Origin of the sequence: Acidovorax sp. SUPP2539 (assembly GCF_030158975.1) — a bacterium.
In the GTDB taxonomy this organism is placed as follows: Bacteria; Pseudomonadota; Gammaproteobacteria; order Burkholderiales; family Burkholderiaceae_C; genus Paracidovorax.
In genome coordinates this window covers 23,415-40,570 of sequence record NZ_BQXJ01000010.1, presented here as the reverse complement: position 1 = coordinate 40,570, position 17,156 = coordinate 23,415, and the positions used below count along the sequence as shown (strand labels likewise).

15 protein-coding genes are annotated in these 17,156 nt (G+C 56.8%); 8 read left to right on the top strand and 7 right to left on the bottom strand.

The genetic code is table 11. The features are described 5' to 3' along the window. Window positions 1–8: 8 nt before the first annotated feature. Complete coding sequence (locus AVTE2539_RS24955) at window positions 9–953, bottom strand: tripartite tricarboxylate transporter substrate binding protein (protein ID WP_245711535.1); 945 nt, start codon at window positions 951–953, stop codon at window positions 9–11. A gap of 167 nt (window positions 954–1,120) precedes the next feature. Here AVTE2539_RS24955 and AVTE2539_RS24950 point away from each other — a divergent pair, with 167 nt between their 5' ends. Next, window positions 1,121–2,062 carry a LysR family transcriptional regulator gene (locus tag AVTE2539_RS24950; protein ID WP_284414849.1) on the top strand — a complete coding sequence of 314 codons (942 nt, stop codon included), beginning with the start codon at window positions 1,121–1,123 and terminating at the stop codon, window positions 2,060–2,062. A 21-nt stretch (window positions 2,063–2,083) separates the two neighbouring features. Here AVTE2539_RS24950 and AVTE2539_RS24945 read toward each other — a convergent pair whose 3' ends face one another. The 5 genes from AVTE2539_RS24945 to AVTE2539_RS24925 form a co-directional block, all read right to left on the bottom strand. Continuing rightward, on the bottom strand, window positions 2,084–3,133 hold the full coding sequence (locus tag AVTE2539_RS24945; RefSeq protein ID WP_284414847.1) for a TRAP transporter substrate-binding protein: 1,050 nt from the start codon (window positions 3,131–3,133) through the stop codon (window positions 2,084–2,086). 125 nt (window positions 3,134–3,258) lie between these two features. Then, window positions 3,259–3,879 carry a YkgJ family cysteine cluster protein gene (locus tag AVTE2539_RS24940; RefSeq protein ID WP_284414845.1) on the bottom strand — a complete coding sequence of 207 codons (621 nt, stop codon included), beginning with the start codon at window positions 3,877–3,879 and terminating at the stop codon, window positions 3,259–3,261. Window positions 3,880–4,202: 323 nt separating this feature from the next. Next, window positions 4,203–4,889, bottom strand: a complete 687-nt coding sequence (locus tag AVTE2539_RS24935; protein WP_284414843.1) for a hypothetical protein — start codon at window positions 4,887–4,889, stop codon at window positions 4,203–4,205. Between the two features lie 295 nt (window positions 4,890–5,184). Further along, window positions 5,185–5,721, bottom strand: coding sequence for a hypothetical protein (locus AVTE2539_RS24930; protein ID WP_284414841.1), 537 nt, complete (start codon window positions 5,719–5,721; stop codon window positions 5,185–5,187). 11 nt (window positions 5,722–5,732) lie between these two features. Continuing rightward, window positions 5,733–6,164, bottom strand: coding sequence for a hypothetical protein (locus AVTE2539_RS24925; protein ID WP_284414839.1), 432 nt, complete (start codon window positions 6,162–6,164; stop codon window positions 5,733–5,735). On the opposite strand from AVTE2539_RS24925, the gene imuA reads away from it, so the two are divergent. The 7 genes from imuA to AVTE2539_RS24890 all read left to right on the top strand — a co-directional run bounded on the left by imuA (window position 6,163) and on the right by AVTE2539_RS24890 (window position 16,166). Beyond that, window positions 6,163–6,957 carry a translesion DNA synthesis-associated protein ImuA gene (gene imuA / locus AVTE2539_RS24920; protein WP_284414837.1) on the top strand — a complete coding sequence of 265 codons (795 nt, stop codon included), beginning with the start codon at window positions 6,163–6,165 and terminating at the stop codon, window positions 6,955–6,957. The two genes, AVTE2539_RS24925 and imuA, sit on opposite strands and share 2 nt — an antisense overlap. Further along, complete coding sequence (locus AVTE2539_RS24915; protein WP_284414835.1) at window positions 6,896–8,242, top strand: Y-family DNA polymerase; 1,347 nt, start codon at window positions 6,896–6,898, stop codon at window positions 8,240–8,242. Before imuA ends, AVTE2539_RS24915 begins: the two co-directional genes overlap by 62 nt. Before the next feature lie 10 nt (window positions 8,243–8,252). Beyond that, window positions 8,253–11,375 carry an error-prone DNA polymerase gene (locus AVTE2539_RS24910; RefSeq protein ID WP_284414833.1) on the top strand — a complete coding sequence of 1,041 codons (3,123 nt, stop codon included), beginning with the start codon at window positions 8,253–8,255 and terminating at the stop codon, window positions 11,373–11,375. Window positions 11,376–11,385: 10 nt separating this feature from the next. After that, window positions 11,386–11,868, top strand: coding sequence for an alpha-ketoglutarate-dependent dioxygenase AlkB family protein (locus tag AVTE2539_RS24905; RefSeq protein WP_284414831.1), 483 nt, complete (start codon window positions 11,386–11,388; stop codon window positions 11,866–11,868). 357 nt (window positions 11,869–12,225) lie between these two features. Continuing rightward, window positions 12,226–12,906, top strand: a complete 681-nt coding sequence (locus tag AVTE2539_RS24900; protein WP_284414978.1) for a DNA/RNA non-specific endonuclease — start codon at window positions 12,226–12,228, stop codon at window positions 12,904–12,906. Between the two features lie 690 nt (window positions 12,907–13,596). Then, on the top strand, window positions 13,597–14,574 hold the full coding sequence (locus tag AVTE2539_RS24895; RefSeq protein WP_284414829.1) for a reverse transcriptase domain-containing protein: 978 nt from the start codon (window positions 13,597–13,599) through the stop codon (window positions 14,572–14,574). Next, window positions 14,571–16,166, top strand: coding sequence for an AAA family ATPase (locus AVTE2539_RS24890; protein ID WP_284414827.1), 1,596 nt, complete (start codon window positions 14,571–14,573; stop codon window positions 16,164–16,166). The genes AVTE2539_RS24895 and AVTE2539_RS24890 overlap by 4 nt, the downstream gene beginning before the upstream one ends. Before the next feature lie 591 nt (window positions 16,167–16,757). Here AVTE2539_RS24890 and AVTE2539_RS24885 read toward each other — a convergent pair. Next, window positions 16,758–17,039, bottom strand: a complete 282-nt coding sequence (locus AVTE2539_RS24885) for a hypothetical protein (RefSeq protein WP_284414825.1) — start codon at window positions 17,037–17,039, stop codon at window positions 16,758–16,760. Window positions 17,040–17,156: the final 117 nt, after the last annotated feature.

The window sequence follows — 17,156 nt, the reverse complement described above, 5'->3', positions numbered from 1 at the left end:
GCGCCTCCTCAGTCCACTTCTGCGCGCGAAGCTTTGACGATCTTTTCCCACTTGGCCAGGTCGCTGCGCAGCTGGGCCGCAAACTGATCGGGGGATGTTGGTGCGGCGATCTCCACACCCTGCTGGTCCAGCTTCTCGCGCAGATCCTGCGCTGCCATGGTTTTTCGCATGCCATCCTGTAGCGTGCGCACCACCGCTGGTGCTACCCCAGCCGGGGCAAACAAGCCGATCCACAGCGTACCTTCGTAGCCTGGCACCGCTTCGGCAATCGCCGGCACGTCGGGCAGTACAGGCGTGCGCTTGGCGCCGCTCACAGCCAAGGCGCGCAGCCGGCCTGCCTTGATGTGTGCCAGCGATGATGGCAAGCTGGCGAACACGATGGGCAGCTGTCCTCCCAATACGTCGTTCAGCGCTGGTGCAATGCCTTTGTAGGGGACATGCTGCAGCGAAACACCTGCCATCTCATTCAGCATCTCGCCCAGCAGGTGATTGAGCGTGCCGTTGCCAGCCGAGGCGTACTGGTACTGGGCGTCCTTGCGCCGAGCAAGGGACAGGAAGTCGCCGAAGGTCTTGGCAGCGAATGATGGATTGACCAGCAGAACGTTGGGCACGTTGCCAATCATGGCGACAGGCACGAAATCCTTCACGGGATCGAATCCTGGATTTCGATAAAGCGCAGGGTTGATCGCCTGGCTACTGCTGATCGTGACAAGCAGCGTGTACCCGTCCTTCGGACCTCGCGCCACGTATTGGGTCCCGATGTTGCCGCCGGCGCCAGGCCGGTTGTCGACAATGGCTCCGGTGCCCAGCACCTCCCCCAGTTTGTGGGCGACCACCCGGCCAACGATGTCGTTGGTGCCGCCTACCGTTTGCGGCACTACCAGCGTGAGCGGGCGCGTGGGATACGCCGCCTGGGCCTGCGCGAGCGTGGCGCCGAGTCCCAAAGTTCCCATCAGCAGCGTTGCTGCAAAAAATTTCAATCTCATAGTTCTACTCCCTTTATTACCCGGCTTACGATTCGGGCTGGGGGTGAATTCTGCAGAGATTCGCGCGCTACACAATTTGCGATTTCAGAAGCGAGGCTTCGTTTTTCATTAATGCTCGAAATACGTTTTCTTACATGCAGTTCGACCTGACTGATTTGCGTCTGTATGTGTGCGTGGCAGAGATGTGCAACTTGACCCGGGCCGCGGCCAAACACAATATGTCCCTCGCTGCGGCAAGCACGCGCATCAAGGCGCTGGAAATGCAGGCTGGCGTCTTGTTGTTGGCACGCGAAGCAAGGGGAGTCCGACTGCTACCGGCTGGCGAGGCTTTTGTTCATCATGCGCGCTTGATGCTGCAACAGGCAGACCTTCTGCACGCAGAAATGGGGGAATATGGCGGCGGATTGCGCGGGCATTTACGGCTGCTGGCCAACACCACTGCTGTCACAGATTTCTTACCGGAAATCCTGGCAGATTTCCTCTCGGATCACCCACATGTCAACGTTGAATTGGAAGAGCGGCCCAATGCGATGATCCCGCGAGGTGTCCTGGAAGGCCGTGCGGATCTGGGCATCATTGCTGGTTCTATTGATACCTTGGGACTTGTCTCTATCCATTTCAGCACCGACCGGCTGGTTCTGGTCACCTCGCCCAGCCACCGGTTCGCACGGCGACGCTCAGTAAACTTCGCTGAAACGCTAGAGGAGGACGTGGTGGGGATGCCGGAGGGCAGCACGCTGCAGGCATTTCTGGATCAGATCACCCAGCAATTGGGGCATCGTCAGAAACCTCGAATTCGGTTGCGGAGTTTCGAGGCGATGTGCCGCATGATCAGCAGCAATGTGGGCATTGGGGTGCTGCCCGAGTCGGCTGTCATCCGCAATCAGTTGGCTATGCCACTGGCGATGGTGGAATTGCGAGACGAGTGGAGCGTGCGTGAACGCCACCTGCTGATGCGTGACAGGGCAACTCTGCCCGTGTATGCACAAGCATTGGTGGACAACCTTTGCCGGCATTACGATGCTGGTCGCCTACTCTCAGCGATCCCACCCCAAATGCTTGCGGCATCCGGGTGAATTCCTTGCCCGACCTCTCGCCTATTTGGGAGTTGTCGTGCTTCCGTTTGCGAAATACGGGATCAGCATCCGATTGCCCTCGGCGCCGGTCTCTCGAAGGTACTCGACCGAAAATTTCTCCCCGATGCGCCGCAGTTCGTTTCGCAACTCAGGTTCGGGCGTATCCACCTTGATGCCCTTGCTTGTCAACTCCGCCAGCGAGACTGTGGATGCCGCTTCACTTGCCATCCAGCCACGTTTTTGCGCCTCGCCAGCTGCCGTCATGACGGTCTGGCGAGTGGACTCGGGAAGTGCGGCCCACTTGGCCTTGTTGGCGATCACGATGTTCTTCGGATACCAACCCCGCGCGTTGTAGAAATACTTCGCCGGCCCCTCCCACAACTTCGAGTCCACCCCGGTCGCGGGCGATGTGAACATGGTGTCCAGCCGCTGGTCCTTGAAGGCCGAGCCGATGGCCTGCGTGGGCACGTCGACGGGGGTGGCGCCCATGAGTTGGGCAAGACGCACCGTACTGGGGTTGTAGGTGCGCATTTTCGATCCGCGCAGATCTGCAACGCTGCGCACAGGGCGCGTGGTGAACAATCCCTGGGCTGGCCAGGGCACGGCGTAAAGGATCACCAAGCCCTGCTTGTCCAGGGTCTCCTGCAGGATTGGGCGCTGAGCATTCCACAGCCGTAAAGCATCGTCGTAGCCGTGGACGATGAAAGGAATGGCATCTGCGCCGGCGATCAGGGTGTCGCTGGCCATGGAGCTGAGAAGGACCTCTCCCGCAGCCAGATCTCCGGAGCGTACTTTGCCCACGATCTCGGAGGGACTGGCGGCAATCCCGTCGGTGCGCACCTCGATGACCAAGCCGCCCTTGGTCCGGTCATTCACGTTCTGCGCGAATTGGCGCAAGTTCACGCCATGAAAAAGCTCCTTTGGGTAGCCCGAGGCCAGCGTCCAAGTGCTCTGCGCAACCTGAGCGGCCACGGGCTGAAGGCTTGCACATGCCGCTACGGTCGCCAGCAATCTCACCGCCAACCGAAGCATCATCTTGGTCGAGACCACTAGTCGAACAGGGAGTTTCATCGCGATCTTTCTTGTATTTTAAGTACCCCCGCTTTACAGCCGAAGATTAGACCTGCAGTGGGCTGGGGGGCGGATTCGAGTAAGAGTAGTTGCTCATCAAACCGATCCTCTTTCCTCGAATGTTTTCAACCGAAAAAATCTCGGATGTCTGCAAAGCGCCTTGCAGCAGACTCATGAGCAATTTCGCTGACAGCTACTTGTGCATCTGTGATCGAAATCATCGGCAATTCGGCAGCGTTCATTCGCTCTGGAGCGCACCAGTAACTATCAACATCGAACGATGCATGCGACCTGCACAGCAATGGCCTATCCTCGTAAATACTGCAGCGGCGATTAACTAAAAATGGACAAGGAACGCCCGCAAACTTTGTCACAGGGTGGCATGTGTCAGCTCGAAGGAATTTAGCTTTCTTGCCGGTACTCTTTTCAATTCGCTCTGCTTCCACATTTGTGATTTGCACATTCATGTGGCAGCATGAATCACATTCTTCGGCGCATGCGACAAATGGCTTTCGCAACTCTGCGTACTCATCCACCAGCGCAAAGATTTTGCTGAGCTTGACTCTAGGAGCGGCATTCATCCGACTGATAAGCCGTGTCTTCTGACTTGCCTGAACCGCGAAATTAGCAGGAAGAGCATTAACATGAGCATCCACACGACGTTTCATCGTCAATGTGGACTTTTCAAAGTGCTCTCCATCAAAAAAGTTTGTTGCGCTCATGGTTCTGACATGTTTTGCATCCATATTGGTGTTATTGTATTAATAATAGAAACGACCAGCTGACGGAATCATTTTTTTATCCTGTATTTCAACTCAGATTGAAAGAATTACGTCGTGCGCCGATACTTTTGGCACCAGTCATTTGGCTGCAGCGGTAAGGTCTGCGTTTGAAAAACCATCAGGTACGTCCTCGTACGCCAGCACCGGTCCAGTGCGGTCGCTAAGTTCGTTGTAGGCCACGATAAAAGCAAGCATCGGCCTATTTCGCCGTTTTACCGTGAGCATTGCCTGCGGTTTTTCCGCATTTTTTCTATATATTTTTAAGCCGACTGATTAAGATTTTTCACTCAATGGCGGACGCCTATACCTAATGGTGGTTGAGTCGCTACTGGGGTATTTGAAATACTGGGGAGGGAATTTAAGCCTTTCATAACTTCAGCCGTGCCCATTGACTTTGCATCACGCTCGAGAAGGCTGCAGCAATTATTATTCAAAATCAGACACCAGTTTTCATCGCTCTTTGCGAATTTATGGACTTCTTTCAATCCACGCAGGATGTCTAGGTAGAGGGCGTATGCATTTAGCGTGAAATGCTCACCGTTTTTGGTCAGAGGCCTGCTGCTGGATTTGTCTGACGCCAGCCCTATGTTGACTGGATGAACCTGATGCATCACACCGCACCGAACAAGCGTGTAGAACACCTCTGAATTCCCATAGAGGCGAGCGTCAAAAAACCGACTGTCATCAAGAAGAGACTTCATCCTGACCTTATTCCCAACCTTTTGGACCTGCTCCCCATCCTCATAGATGGCCCGTGCAAAGGCATCGAAGGCCGAGATGGCTGCACAGGTCATAGAGAACGACAAATTGCCAAGCTGGCCGCCTCCATGCCAAGCCGGGTCCGATTCTGCATTTCTGATCAATTCCCAGTCGGACAGGACTTTATCGAAGGTGTCCAACTCAGCAACCAGCCGATCAATGATCCGGCTGGCATATTCCTCAAACGTGATCCTGAGAGCTTGTGTGTCAGCCATAGTTGCTTTCCTCGAAAATCAGCCAGCTCATTTTAATTCTCCCTTTTTGGAACCAAGCTATTACCGGTGGCGAATCATTGCCTCTTTCATAAGCGCTTCGCACGCCTCATTTTGGCTGTACGTCTTTCCTCGTCCGTAGAAGCGTGCTTATACGCACAGCCGGCACGTGTAATCTCGTCCTTCAACATACGCAACTTCGGATTTCGCGCTTCAGCATCTCCCACGCGCCGCTCGATCCCTTCCATCAATCGTAGAAACCCTTCATCCATTTTGTTTCCTTAAAGCTATTGGGAGTTCAGGTTTGGTCGCCATATTTGAGATCAACCGCCCGCTTGAGCAGTCCCAACTCATGTGCAGATATTGAAGGTACACACTGCCTGAATCTGTTCAGTAGATCGAGACCGTTGATCAATTGAATTGTCTTCAGAAGCTCAGCGAGGGCCACCACATGCCCCCATACATCCACCTTCTTCAGGTGCCCAATCGAATACGAGAGGTAGTCGTCAAAAACCTCACCCTGACTCAGTGCGGCGAGATGAATACGGGCATCCAATCTGTCGCCGTTATGTCCCATTAATTGTTCTTGCTCGTCCTTGTCCGCCAAACTTGACCAATGCAAGCAGTCGGCGGCCATCCCGGATGCCAGGGTCAAGACGGCTCCAACTCTTGATGCATCCGACATGGGCAACGGCATTTGCCAAGCTGTATGCCCGAATCCGCTGTTCGATGCCTGACAAGAAACTTCGGTGACTAGAAACCCGGCCGACATAGCCATCACGGCATGACCGGCCTCGTGGTACGCCGTGATTTCGATCTGCTTGCGCTGCGCCATGGGTTACTCGGCTACTTGATCTGATCGATCAGCGCTACGCCGTTCTGACCACGAGCAGTTCGCCTCTCCAACTTGACCGCTTTCAGCGTCGCATCGGCTTCTTCGTGCGTAGGGAGTGTCCGATCGTTCACGATCCGATGAAACGCCCCGCAATGCGGATCGGAGCATCCGCAAACCACTGCGCGTACAGGGTGATTCGTACCGCTGCGCTTTTGCATCGCGTTGGTTCGCTCAGCACTTTTGATCGTGCTGATCACCGCATCGCGCCCCATGAATTTTCCGCTCATCAGACCCCTTGTTGTGCTGTCACTGTGTTGACCATTTTGAGCGAATTCCACGCCCCCGTGGGTGACGAGGTGAGCTTGGACCATCGGCATACGAGCCGAATCTATATACTGTGCTTTCATACAGTATTTATGATTCTTATCCGGCCATTTGACCATGCCAGTTCCTGCTCATCCATCTGGTGCCTTTGGCTTAGATGCACTCCCCCGGCACGTGGCCGAGGCGGTGTGGCGCGGTGCGGAAGTCGGTAGTTCGTCATCTCGCACAGTTTCTACAGGATTTGCGGCCCTTGACTCCTTGCTTCCTGGCGGTGGCTGGCCTACCCATACCCTGACCGAGTTGCTCATGCCCCAGGCGGCCCTGTGCGAGTGGCGTCTGCTAGGTCCATCGGTCCCAGCGTTCCTCGATTCTGGCGGGCGTGTTTACCTGATCGCGCCCCCGAAGCAGCCGCACGTAGGCGGCCTGATCCAACTCGGACTGGCGCCGGACCAGGTGGTATGGATTCATGCAAGCGCCCCGGTGGACCGCCTCTGGATCACCGAGCAGCTCGTTAAATCCGACCCTGCCGGCGCCGTGCTGGCGTGGCTGCCCCAGGCGAGACCTGAGCAGATCCGGCGCCTGCAGATCCACGCCCAGTCTTGCGATGCCCCCGTGTTTTTGCTCCGCCCAGTCACCGCGTTGAACGATGCCTCGCCCGCTCCGCTGCGGGTCGCGGTGTCGCTCGCCCCTGGCTGGCAGCTGGAAGTGCGCATCCCCAAGCGGCGCGGCGGGGCGCTGGATGAAGCACTGTATCTGGAGGCAATGCCCGCCAGCTTGGAAGCGGTGATCCCGCCGCGATTGAAAGTCCTGCAGGCCCTGCCTGCAGGACGCTCCCACAAGGAGGCCTCCGATGCTCGGGCATTGGGCCGCGTTGCTCCCCATCCCTTTACCGGCCAGCCCATCCCCCATTGATGTGACAGCCCTCGGAATCTGGGCCTTGCAGTTCACCCCCCGGGTGGCGTTGCTGGAGGATTCTGTTGTCGCAGAGATGTCGGCCAGTGCGCGGCTCTTTGGCGGGATGCAGCCATTGCACGATCTCTTGGAGACGGGCGCGATGGAGCTCGGCGCCCGCATCGCCTGGGCGCCCACGGGCACCGCCGCGTTGGCGCTGGTGCACCACGCCGCCAACCGGGAAGACTGCGACGGGTTTCGAGCGCCGCTGGCCCACTGGCTGGACCCGCTGCCGCTGGCGGCGATCACGGCAGTGGCGGCGCACCACGCCACCCTGGCACGGATCGGTTGCCGCACGCTCGGGGATGTTCGGGCCTTGCCTCGGGGCGGCCTGAGCCGCCGCTTTGACAAAGCCCTGCTGCAGGCGATGGACCAGGCGTACGGGCTGCGGCCCGAGGTGTACGACTGGATCACACTGCCCGAGACCTTTCACGCCAGGCTGGAGTTGATGTCGCGCGTGGAGACCGCACCGGCCTTGCTGTTCGGCGCGCGGCGCCTGCTCTTGCAGATGGCCGGATGGCTTGCGGCAAGGCGATTGGGCGCCACGGCTTTCACGCTGCGCTGGTGCCACGACGTGATGCGCGCCAAGGATGCGGGCACGGGCGGCGAACTCACCGTCCGCACGGCGCACCCCACCCAGCACGTGGAGCACTTCGCACGCCTGCTGGCCGAGCATTTGGCCAAGGTCCAGCTGCTGGCGCCTGCCGGCGACATCGAGTTGCTGGTCTCGGAGGTGGCACCCATCGTCGAAGAGAGCCGATCGCTGATACCGGAGACGTTGCGCAAGGGCAGCAGCACCGATCTCGCGCTCGAGCGCATCCAGGCTCGTTTGGGAGAGGGCTGCGTCCGCCGACCGATCCTGTGCGAAGACCACCGGCTGGAGTGGATGCAATGCTGGGAGAGTAATGCATTCAAGCGCCGCAAAGCGGCAGAGCCTGCTTACGAGCTGCCGTTGCCTACCTGGGTGCTGGAGGAGCCACTGCGCCTGATCGAACGCGACAACCGCCCCATCTACCAAGGTCCCCTGCAGCTCCTGCTTGGGCCCGACCGGGTCGAAGGTGGCTGGTGGCACCGCAGCGAGGCATGTGAAGGGGGTGGAGGTGGCGGTGGCAAAGACGCGAAGCCGCTGAACGTGCAGCGTGACTACTGGCTGGCACTGAGCCCGCACGCAGGCGTGCTGTGGGTGTTCCAGCAGCGCCTGGCGGGGGACCAGACGGCGTGGTTTCTCCACGGGCACTTCGGGTGAGAGGCAAGCGATGAGCCGGCCCACCCGCGCGATCCCGGACTATGTGGAGTTGCGCTGCCTGTCGAATTTCAGCTTCCTGCGCGGGGCGAGCTGGCCCGGTGAACTCGTGGAGCGCGCCAGGGACCTTGGATACCGGGCCCTGGCCATCACCGACGAGTGCAGCATGGCGGGGGTCGTGCGCGCCCATGTCGCGGCCAAGGCCGCAGGCCTACCCCTGATCCTGGGTTCGCAGTTTTACATCCAGCCGCGCTGCGCCGCCGAGTCGCCGACCACGTTGGTGGTGCTCGCGCAGAACCTCAACGGCTACGGCAACCTCTGCGCGTTCATCACCAAGCTGCGCCGCGCCTCCAGCAAAGGCACGTATCAACTCACGCTGGACCAGATCACCGGAGCGGAACTCATCGATTGCCTGGTGCTGCTGTGCCCGGAACGCAAGGCCAGCGATGCGCAACTGGAAGCGCTGGCGTTGTGGACCTTGAAGCAGTTTCGGGGCCGCTGCTGGATCGGGGTGGACCAGGTGCGGCAGTTGGACGATGAGCTTTGGCTGCACCGCATGCGTTGGCTCTCGGAGTTGACAGCCTTGCCGTTGGTGGCGGTGGGCGATGTGCACATGCACGTGCGCTCCAGGAAGCCGCTGCAGGACGTTCTCACGGCCACACGCGTGGGCAAACCGCTCACGGAATGCGGACACGCCCTGCAGCGCAGTGCCGAGCGGCACCTGCGCACCCGGCTGCGCCTGGCGCAGACCTATCCCGCGGACTTGCTGGCCGAGACGCTGCAGGTGGCGTCTCGGTGCAGTTTCAGCCTGGATGAGCTCAAGTACCAATACCCCGATGAGGTGGTGCCGCACGGCCTGACCGCGGCGGACTATTTGAGACAGATGACCTATGAGGGCGCCGGCCGGCGCTGGCCCTCGGGCATCCCGGTCACCGTGCAATCGCAGATCGAGCATGAGCTGGCCCTGATCTGCGAGTTGCGCTACGAGCACTATTTTCTGACGGTGTACGACATCGTGGCCTTCGCGCGCTCACGCCACATCCTCTGCCAGGGCCGTGGCTCGGCCGCCAACAGCGTGGTCTGCTACTGCCTCGGAGTGACCGAGGTGGACCCTGCGCGCATGTCGGTGCTGTTCGAGCGCTTCATTAGCCGGGAGCGCAACGAGCCGCCGGACATCGACATCGATTTCGAGCACCAGCGGCGCGAAGAGGTGATCCAGTACCTGTATGGCAAGTACGGCCGCGACCGAGCAGCGCTCACTGCCACCGTGATCAGCTACCGGCCCAAGTCGGCGATCCGGGACGTGGGCAAGGCACTGGGTTTCAGCCTGGAGACGGTCGAGGCCCTTGCCGATGGCCAGAAGTGGTTCGACGGAGAGGACATCCGGCTGGAGCGGTTCGAGGAACTGGACATGTCGGTGACCGATCTGGCTGTTCGCCAGCTCATCACGCTGACCACCCAGCTGATGGGGTTCCCGCGGCATCTGTCGCAGCACACGGGTGGTTTCGTGCTGACGCGGGATCTGCTGTGCCGCATGGTGCCGGTGGAGAACGCCTCGATGGCCGATCGCACGGTGATCGAATGGGACAAGGATGACCTGGATGCCGCAGGCCTTTTGAAGGTCGACGTGCTGGCGCTGGGCATGCTGTCGGCGATCCGGCGGGCCCTGGACATGATCGGCCAGCGCCGCGGCTGCGTGATGGGGATGCAGGACATCCCGGCCGAAGACAGCGAGACCTACGACATGGTCTGCAAGGCCGACACGATCGGCGTGTTCCAGATCGAGAGCCGCGCGCAGATGAGCATGCTGCCGCGCCTGCGCCCGCGCTGCTTTTACGATCTGGTGGTCGAGGTGGCCATCGTGCGGCCCGGACCGATCCAGGGCGGTATGGTGCATCCGTACTTGAACCGGCGCCAGAGCAAGGAGCCGGTGACCTATCCCAGCGAGGCGCTCAAGACGGCGCTCGGCCGCACGCTGGGGGTGCCGGTGTTCCAGGAGCAAGTGATGCAGATCTCCATCCTGGCCGCGGGCTTCACGCCCGGCGAAGCCGATGGACTGCGCCGCGCGATGGCGGCCTGGAAGCGCAAAGGGGGTCTGGGCAAGTACTACGACAAGATCGTGGACGGCATGACGTCGCGAGGATACGAACGAGCGTTTGCCGAGCAGATCTTCGAGCAGATCAAAGGGTTCTCGGAGTACGGATTCCCCGAAAGCCATGCGGCCAGCTTCGCCTTGCTGGTCTATGCGTCATGCTGGATCAAGCGGCATGAACCGGCCGCGTTCCTCGCTGCGCTGCTCAATAGCCAGCCCATGGGCTTTTACTCCCCGAGCCAGCTGGTCCAGGATGCCCGCCGCCATGGTGTCGAGGTGCGGCCGGTGGACGTGATGTTCAGCGATGTAGAAACCTCGCTGGAGGACCTGCCGGACGTCCCTGCCGTGCGGCTGGGCCTGCACATGATTCGTGGCCTGCAGGCGGCGAGTGCGCAGCGCATCATGGCTGCGAGGTGCGAGGGCCCGTTCGACAGCGCGGAGGAGCTGGCCCGGCGCGCCAAGCTCGAACAGCACGAGATGAAGCTCTTGGCCGCTGCCGGAGCGCTGGCCACGCTGTCTGGTCACCGGCGCCAGCAGGTCTGGGATGCCGCTGCGCTGCACGCTCCGCCCGACTTGCTGCAGGACGCACCCGTGGACGAGGATTACTTAGAGTTGCCCGCTGCGCCGGAAGGAGAAGACGTGGTCTGGGACTATGCGTCGGTGGGCCTGACCTTACGCAGCCATCCGATGGCGCTCTTGAGAACGAAGCTGGACAAGTACCGGCTGAAGACTTCCGCCGAACTCAGGCGCATCCCTAACGGTCGTGTGGTCCGCACGGCTGGGATCGTGACGCTGCGCCAGCAACCTGAGACCGCCAAGGGGACCATCTTCGTGTCCCTGGAAGACGAGCACGGCGCCACACAGGTCATCGTCTGGCGCGGCGTGCGAGACGCGCAGCGCGAGGTGCTGCTGGGCTCCAGATTGCTGGCAGTGAAGGGGCGCTGGCAACGCGAGGGCGAGGTATGCAATCTGGTGGCAGACCGCCTCGCGGATCTGTCGCCGCTGCTCGGACGGCTGGCCACCGAGAGCCGGGATTTCAAATGAGGAAGAAGCGATGACGCAGGCACATCTGTTAGGCGAGGCTCCGATCGACTCCTCCATCCAAGGGCTGGTCTACCAGGCGCAGTTCCTCAACGAGGAGCAAGAGCCGGCACTGATCGCCACCATCCGGTCACTGCCGCTGCATGCGGCGCAATACAAGCAGTACCTGGCACGGCGCCGGGTGACGAGTTTTGGTGGGTCGTATGACTTCGATGCCAACCGACTGCTGACGGGGGTGGACCTCGATCCTCGGCTCCACCCGTTGCGGGACCAAGTAGCGCAGTGGGCCGGCGTCGCACCAAAGGATCTGGTGCACGCGCTGGTCGCCGAATATGCACCCGGCACGCCGCTGGGCTGGCACCGCGATGTACCGGACTTCGAAACCATCGTCGGAGTGTCGCTTGGTCGGCACGCGCTGCTGCGGTTCAGGCCATATCCCCACGATCCTGCGACACGCAAGGTCGTGCAGCTGGGCCGCGCTCAATCTACAAGATAGCGGGTGAGGCACGCTGGGGTTGGCAGCAAAGCGTAGCACCGACGAAAGAGCTCCGGTGGTCGATCACGTTTCGCACGCGGATGAATCGAAGCCGCAATGGCGTGTGAGCCATGCATTCCCGTCACCGCGCCACTGTCTGAAAGCACGTGTAAAACCCCGCGCATTCAGCCTTCCGACGCCATCAATCAAGCCGCCGAATGCTCCAATCGGCAGTCCCATTTTTTGCAGCTGATCGAAGTGATTCTGAAATTTTGTTGGTCGCACCGAGTGCGCTTTTCTTGTGCTCTGGTCCTTTCATTCGCTGGCGCGTTCTCCAGTGTTTCATTCGCCCGCACGCCGCAATTCGATAGCACGGCGCTGCTCACGCCGCAGCCCACCAGCTTCGCGCAGTGTCCGCAGTTCTTCGCGGGCGGTAAGCCACCTGCGATCAAGCCACGGCGGGAGCTGCGTGAGCTTTGCTACGAGGCGTTTGCGGTGCTACACAGCGGCGCAACGCGCACACCCGTGTATGTGGCCCAACGCCTCAATCGCCAGAGCATCGAGGACGCCGATGAAAAACGCGCAAAGCGGTTTTTTGCGGATGCCCGTTTGACCCGGGGAGAACGGGCAGAACTGGAGGATTACAAGAACTCCGGGTACAGCCGTGGACACATGGCGCCTGCAGGTAATATGCCGACGCCAACCGCTATGGCGCAGAGCTTCAGTCTCGCGAACATGGTTCCCCAGAATTCACAACACAACGGGGGACCGTGGAACAAGATCGAGCAGGACACGCGCCGCTACGTGCTGCGAGCCAAAGGGGACGTGTTTGTTGTCACGGGGCCGGTGTTCACGGACAGTGGTCCAACGATTGGCACAAGTGGGGTGAAGGTACCAACTTACCTATACAAGTTGGTCTACGACGCGACCACTCATCGCGCTTGGGCGCATTGGCAAGAGAACCGGGCAGGCGAGACAGTAGGTCCGCCCATCAGCTATAAAGAACTGGTCAAGCGGACCGGAGTGGAGTTTCTGCCGAAGATGGCCGTACAGCACTGATCGGTAGAGCCTATGGGCTGCTTTGCAGCGATGCTGCCGTTCGAAGTCATCTCGCTGGCTGTCCGCTGATCGCCAAGAATTGGGCACTGGCTTACTGGCTAATCTTTGGGCAAACCCTATGCAGTAATCGCTGCTGAGTTCAACAGCCGCTGCCTTACGACTTCGCGGGGCGCAAAGTGGCGGCCCACTACAGAAAGTAACACCCTGCTCGGGGAATGCATCTGCCGCCCCTTGACAGAGAAAGGAACTCCTGTAAGCCGCAATCGACGAAGATCCGCGCCTGCTTCGCTTTCCGACAGGTACATTCCGCGCCTATAACTCTGCGCTAGGTTCAGAGGGTGCAAGGCGTGTTCTTTTCGATATACGGCGCTGCTCACAACCACTCTCTGACAGCCGATAGTTAGCCTCGTGCAAGGCATGGCACATGCTCCTGACCTGCTGCGTAGCAGAACGGCTTGCGTTACAAAAGGTGGAGGGGGCAAGATATCTACAATTTGTGTGATCGCGCTACGAAGTGCACGATCACACAAATTCCATGACGGAGTAGATCTGACGGCCTAGAGGTCAGCATTGCGACTGGAGGTGCTCCTAGTCACTGACATGAAGCTAGGATAGCGCATCACGCCTTGATCTGCAAGTCCCCTGCGTATCGGCGTCACCACCCCACTCATGCGAGAGCAAGACGTACAAATGACGAAGAAAACTCTTTCGCAACTGTTCGAAGCGATGTATCACGGAAAGCACAACTTTCATGAGTTCATGTCTGAACCTCTTCAGAAGTTGTACTGCAGAGCGGAGATTGGCCCGGCAAGCTATCGGCGCGAAGTGCTGATTCCAGACAAGAAGTTAAAAATATTCCATTCGTTCCTGAATCTTGTAATTATTGAGTTTCTTCCATTAAACGAAAACGTAGTATTTTCCTATAGAAAAGGATTCGGCGTTTATGACGCCGTGTCCAAGCACTCGAAATCCAAGTACTTCTTCCAGACTGACGTATCTTCATTTTTCTCGAGCTTAAAAAGAGAGCTTGTGCATAAGGCAATTAAAGATGGCGCGGCGAACTGTCCCGTCGCTGACGTTGTACAAAATTTGCCTCGTATATTGGAGCTGATCTGCATTGACGACGCACTACCGGTCGGGTTTCCTTGCTCCGCTCCGATGAGCAACGCTGCTCTTTACCGTTTCGATAACATTCTCGAAAAACATTGCAGGTCGCAAGGGCTGATCTACACGCGATACTCCGACGACATTGTCATTTCTTGCAATCAAAAGGAAGCGCTCAGTCAGATCGAAGATACAGTTCAGGAGATGCTGCATGTATACGGAGCACCTGACTTGCACCTAAATCGCAGCAAGAGTAAATATTTTCAGGTAGGCGGCAGGATAAAGATCTTAGGCCTCATGATACTTCCGAACGGAAAGGTGACGGTCGAATCAAAATTAAAACGCGAGATCGAAGCACTGCTTTATAGTCATTCATTGGGGCGTGACGCGTTTCTAGCAGCACTTCCGAGAGACGAGGATCATGGTATCGCTCGAATAACCGGGTGTCTGAACTATATTAATTCCGTAGATAAAGAGTACCTAGAAAAACTGCGGAGAAAATTTGGTGCAACAGTAGTTGACACGCTTCTTCATCGTCCGTTGCCCAAGGAAAAAACACAATGAGACTGAATGTAAGGATCTCGCACGTTCAGCAAATTGTCGAGTTGATTTTCGATGCAACGCTTGAGCAGGGGGCAATAGTTTGCATCACCGGAAAAAATGGAGTAGGAAAAACGACGTTGGTGAAAGCGATCAGAAACTTGACCAATGCAGATACATTTGCTCGAACCTCATCTGAGGATGCCTTCAATAAACAAAGCTCAATTGAATACCTATTAGATGATCAGAGCTTGAAGTATGTTTATGAAGACTCGATATCGACAATAAACTGTCGCACACCCGTCCCTCTCGAGTATCGGGAAAAGATATTCGTAGAATTGCCCATCCCATATGGAGAGCGATTCACGTTTTTTCAACGGATTAGTGGCTTGGACAAGGATATTCGGCGAGCAGTTGCTGTCGGAATGTATGAAAAACCAAAAGAACTAATAAAATTCCTTCAGCAAATATATCAAAATTCAGATTTTGAAAATCTGGTGGCAATTGATGTAAAAGGCGCGGCTTATTATTGTCGACTCAAAGAGGGTGGGCGCTATCTTCGCGAAGACTATTTTAGTTCAGGCGAATATTTTCTAATCAATTTATACAGACGTGTTGCAAAGGGGTACAAGCTCATCGTAATTGACGAGATTGATATCTCCCTTGACGCGGCAGCTCAAGTAAGGCTTATAAATAAGCTTCGTGAATTCGGATCGCAAAACAACGTCAGATTTCTTCTGACGACGCACTCTTTGGCAATGATGCAAACGGTGGCGCCTCATGAATTATTCTACTTGAATTTCAATTCCGAGACAGGATTAGGTAGGGTTGAGAATATTTCCTACAACTACATTAGAAGTGTATTGTTCGGATTCAAAGGGTGGGATAAATACATCCTCACTGAAGACGACGTTTTGAAGGATGTGGTGGAATATTTGCTGCAGGCCTACTGCAATAATCTATATTTTTCATATAAGATAATTTATGTAGGTGGCGGCGAGAATACGATTGATTTGATGCGGAGAAATAGGAAGGAAGAGTTTTTTTCAACTACAGAAAATGTAATTTGCGTACTCGATGGCGATCAAAAAAAGAAGAGAATTGCAAAGGATCAATCTGTCTATTGCATACCATTCGAGAGTCTTGAAAAAGAGCTCTTGGCGCATTGTTTAGAAGGTGGGCTCAGCGCAAAATTCGACTATAAAAAATTGGAGTTTGGTAACGTCGAGAGACTCATAAGATACTTGCCTCAATTTCGGAATCCTGGCAACCACTCTACGTCGATACCAACGATGCCAATCTCCTTCAAGATAAAAATTTCCGATTTTTTGAGAAGGTTTTATTTATGGAGGCACAAGAAGAATAACTCTCAGAGTCCAGATATCGCGACAGAGAGTCAATTTTCGGACGCTGGAAAGAGGTTGCTTAGGGTGATCGTTAGTAAGAGAATAATGAGCCGGCAAGATATCATTCAGCATCTTTGCAAAGCAAATGAGCCGGCAATTATTGAATTCAGCCGCGAGCTTCAGCAATTCTTGACGATGAATCCCCAAGAAGCTGGTGACGCATCATCGATAGCCTCGGTCATCGAAGATAAATCTCCGAAACTGGGATAACTTCACCTGGCTTTGCCGTTCAAGCTGGCAGCGCGTTGGAAAGTGATTGAGCGCCACATGCTCACTGCCATCGCAAACGACGAGGCAGACAAAAGCTTTGTGAATAATATGATCGCGCCTGAGTTCTGGTCCCGCATGCCGCCGGAAGGGCTTACACGGGAGCAACGGCAGGCGTTCCGATAGTAATTAAGCCCGATTAGCGGCGCCTTCGAGCTGCTTTATTGAGATCAAGTCCCGCGCAGAGGGCCCAAGGAGGAGAGCGCACGATGCTTTCTGCACAATCCGTTGAATCAAGTGAGCGGTCAGCTTAGGAAAAGTGCTTGGGCACCCACCACGTAGCGCCTTCATTACGACAACGGATAGCTTGAATGTCTGCCTATAATTAAGCGGCTATTCCGTCGTCTACTGGCCAGCTGCATCGACCAAGATCGCCGTTCGCTAAGGCCGAGAAGAGCCCGAAGTCTCGTCAACGCTAGCTAAATCTGGGGTACGCATATCCTGCGTCATCCGTTTTTGAGTCCTCAATGCTGACAACAGCAACTAATTTCACATTTCACATTTCACCAAAACACTGGTTCTGTCCTATGTAGTTCAATGTTGGTCGGAAACAAGCTGCAACGCAGTTGAATAACTGACTTCCGTAAATTCGTTCGCAAGCTCTGGTGCAGGAGCGCCCCATTCAAGTGCTTCTATCTTTGCAGCTTCAGCAGAGTTCACAGGCACAACGGAAATAAAGTCTTCATCCTCCGAAGGCTCAGTCTCTGCAATAGGCATCTCACGATTCAAGCTGCGAACTGCCTCCTCGACTGTTGCAGCTTGGCCAAGCCATAGAAGCCCATTTGTAGAGGCGCTGAAGACAGCAAATAAGCTCATGGTTGCTTTCCTTAGATTCAATCGGATTGCAGCTGAACCCACCTCCACACCTCGGATTCGGCTGCAAGGCTCTGTAATTTGGTAGTGGCGAATAAATGCAGAGAGGGAGCTGCGTGG

Bases quoted from the DNA above. Each gene is read 5' to 3' on its own strand.
- AVTE2539_RS24935 (WP_284414843.1), bottom strand. From the start codon at position 4,889: ATGGCTGACACACAAGCTCTCAGGATCACGTTTGAGGAATATGCCAGC.
- AVTE2539_RS24890 (WP_284414827.1), top strand. From the start codon at position 14,571: ATGAGACTGAATGTAAGGATCTCGCACGTTCAGCAAATTGTCGAGTTG.
- AVTE2539_RS24915 (WP_284414835.1), top strand. From the start codon at position 6,896: ATGCTCGGGCATTGGGCCGCGTTGCTCCCCATCCCTTTACCGGCCAGC.
- AVTE2539_RS24895 (WP_284414829.1), top strand. From the start codon at position 13,597: ATGACGAAGAAAACTCTTTCGCAACTGTTCGAAGCGATGTATCACGGA.
- AVTE2539_RS24945 (WP_284414847.1), bottom strand. From the start codon at position 3,133: ATGAAACTCCCTGTTCGACTAGTGGTCTCGACCAAGATGATGCTTCGG.
- AVTE2539_RS24925 (WP_284414839.1), bottom strand. From the start codon at position 6,164: ATGGTCAAATGGCCGGATAAGAATCATAAATACTGTATGAAAGCACAG.
- AVTE2539_RS24930 (WP_284414841.1), bottom strand. From the start codon at position 5,721: ATGGCGCAGCGCAAGCAGATCGAAATCACGGCGTACCACGAGGCCGGT.
- AVTE2539_RS24885 (WP_284414825.1), bottom strand. From the start codon at position 17,039: ATGAGCTTATTTGCTGTCTTCAGCGCCTCTACAAATGGGCTTCTATGG.
- imuA (WP_284414837.1), top strand. From the start codon at position 6,163: ATGCCAGTTCCTGCTCATCCATCTGGTGCCTTTGGCTTAGATGCACTC.
- AVTE2539_RS24950 (WP_284414849.1), top strand. From the start codon at position 1,121: ATGCAGTTCGACCTGACTGATTTGCGTCTGTATGTGTGCGTGGCAGAG.
- AVTE2539_RS24905 (WP_284414831.1), top strand. From the start codon at position 11,386: ATGACGCAGGCACATCTGTTAGGCGAGGCTCCGATCGACTCCTCCATC.
- AVTE2539_RS24910 (WP_284414833.1), top strand. From the start codon at position 8,253: ATGAGCCGGCCCACCCGCGCGATCCCGGACTATGTGGAGTTGCGCTGC.
- AVTE2539_RS24940 (WP_284414845.1), bottom strand. From the start codon at position 3,879: ATGGATGCAAAACATGTCAGAACCATGAGCGCAACAAACTTTTTTGAT.
- AVTE2539_RS24955 (WP_245711535.1), bottom strand. From the start codon at position 953: ATGGGAACTTTGGGACTCGGCGCCACGCTCGCGCAGGCCCAGGCGGCG.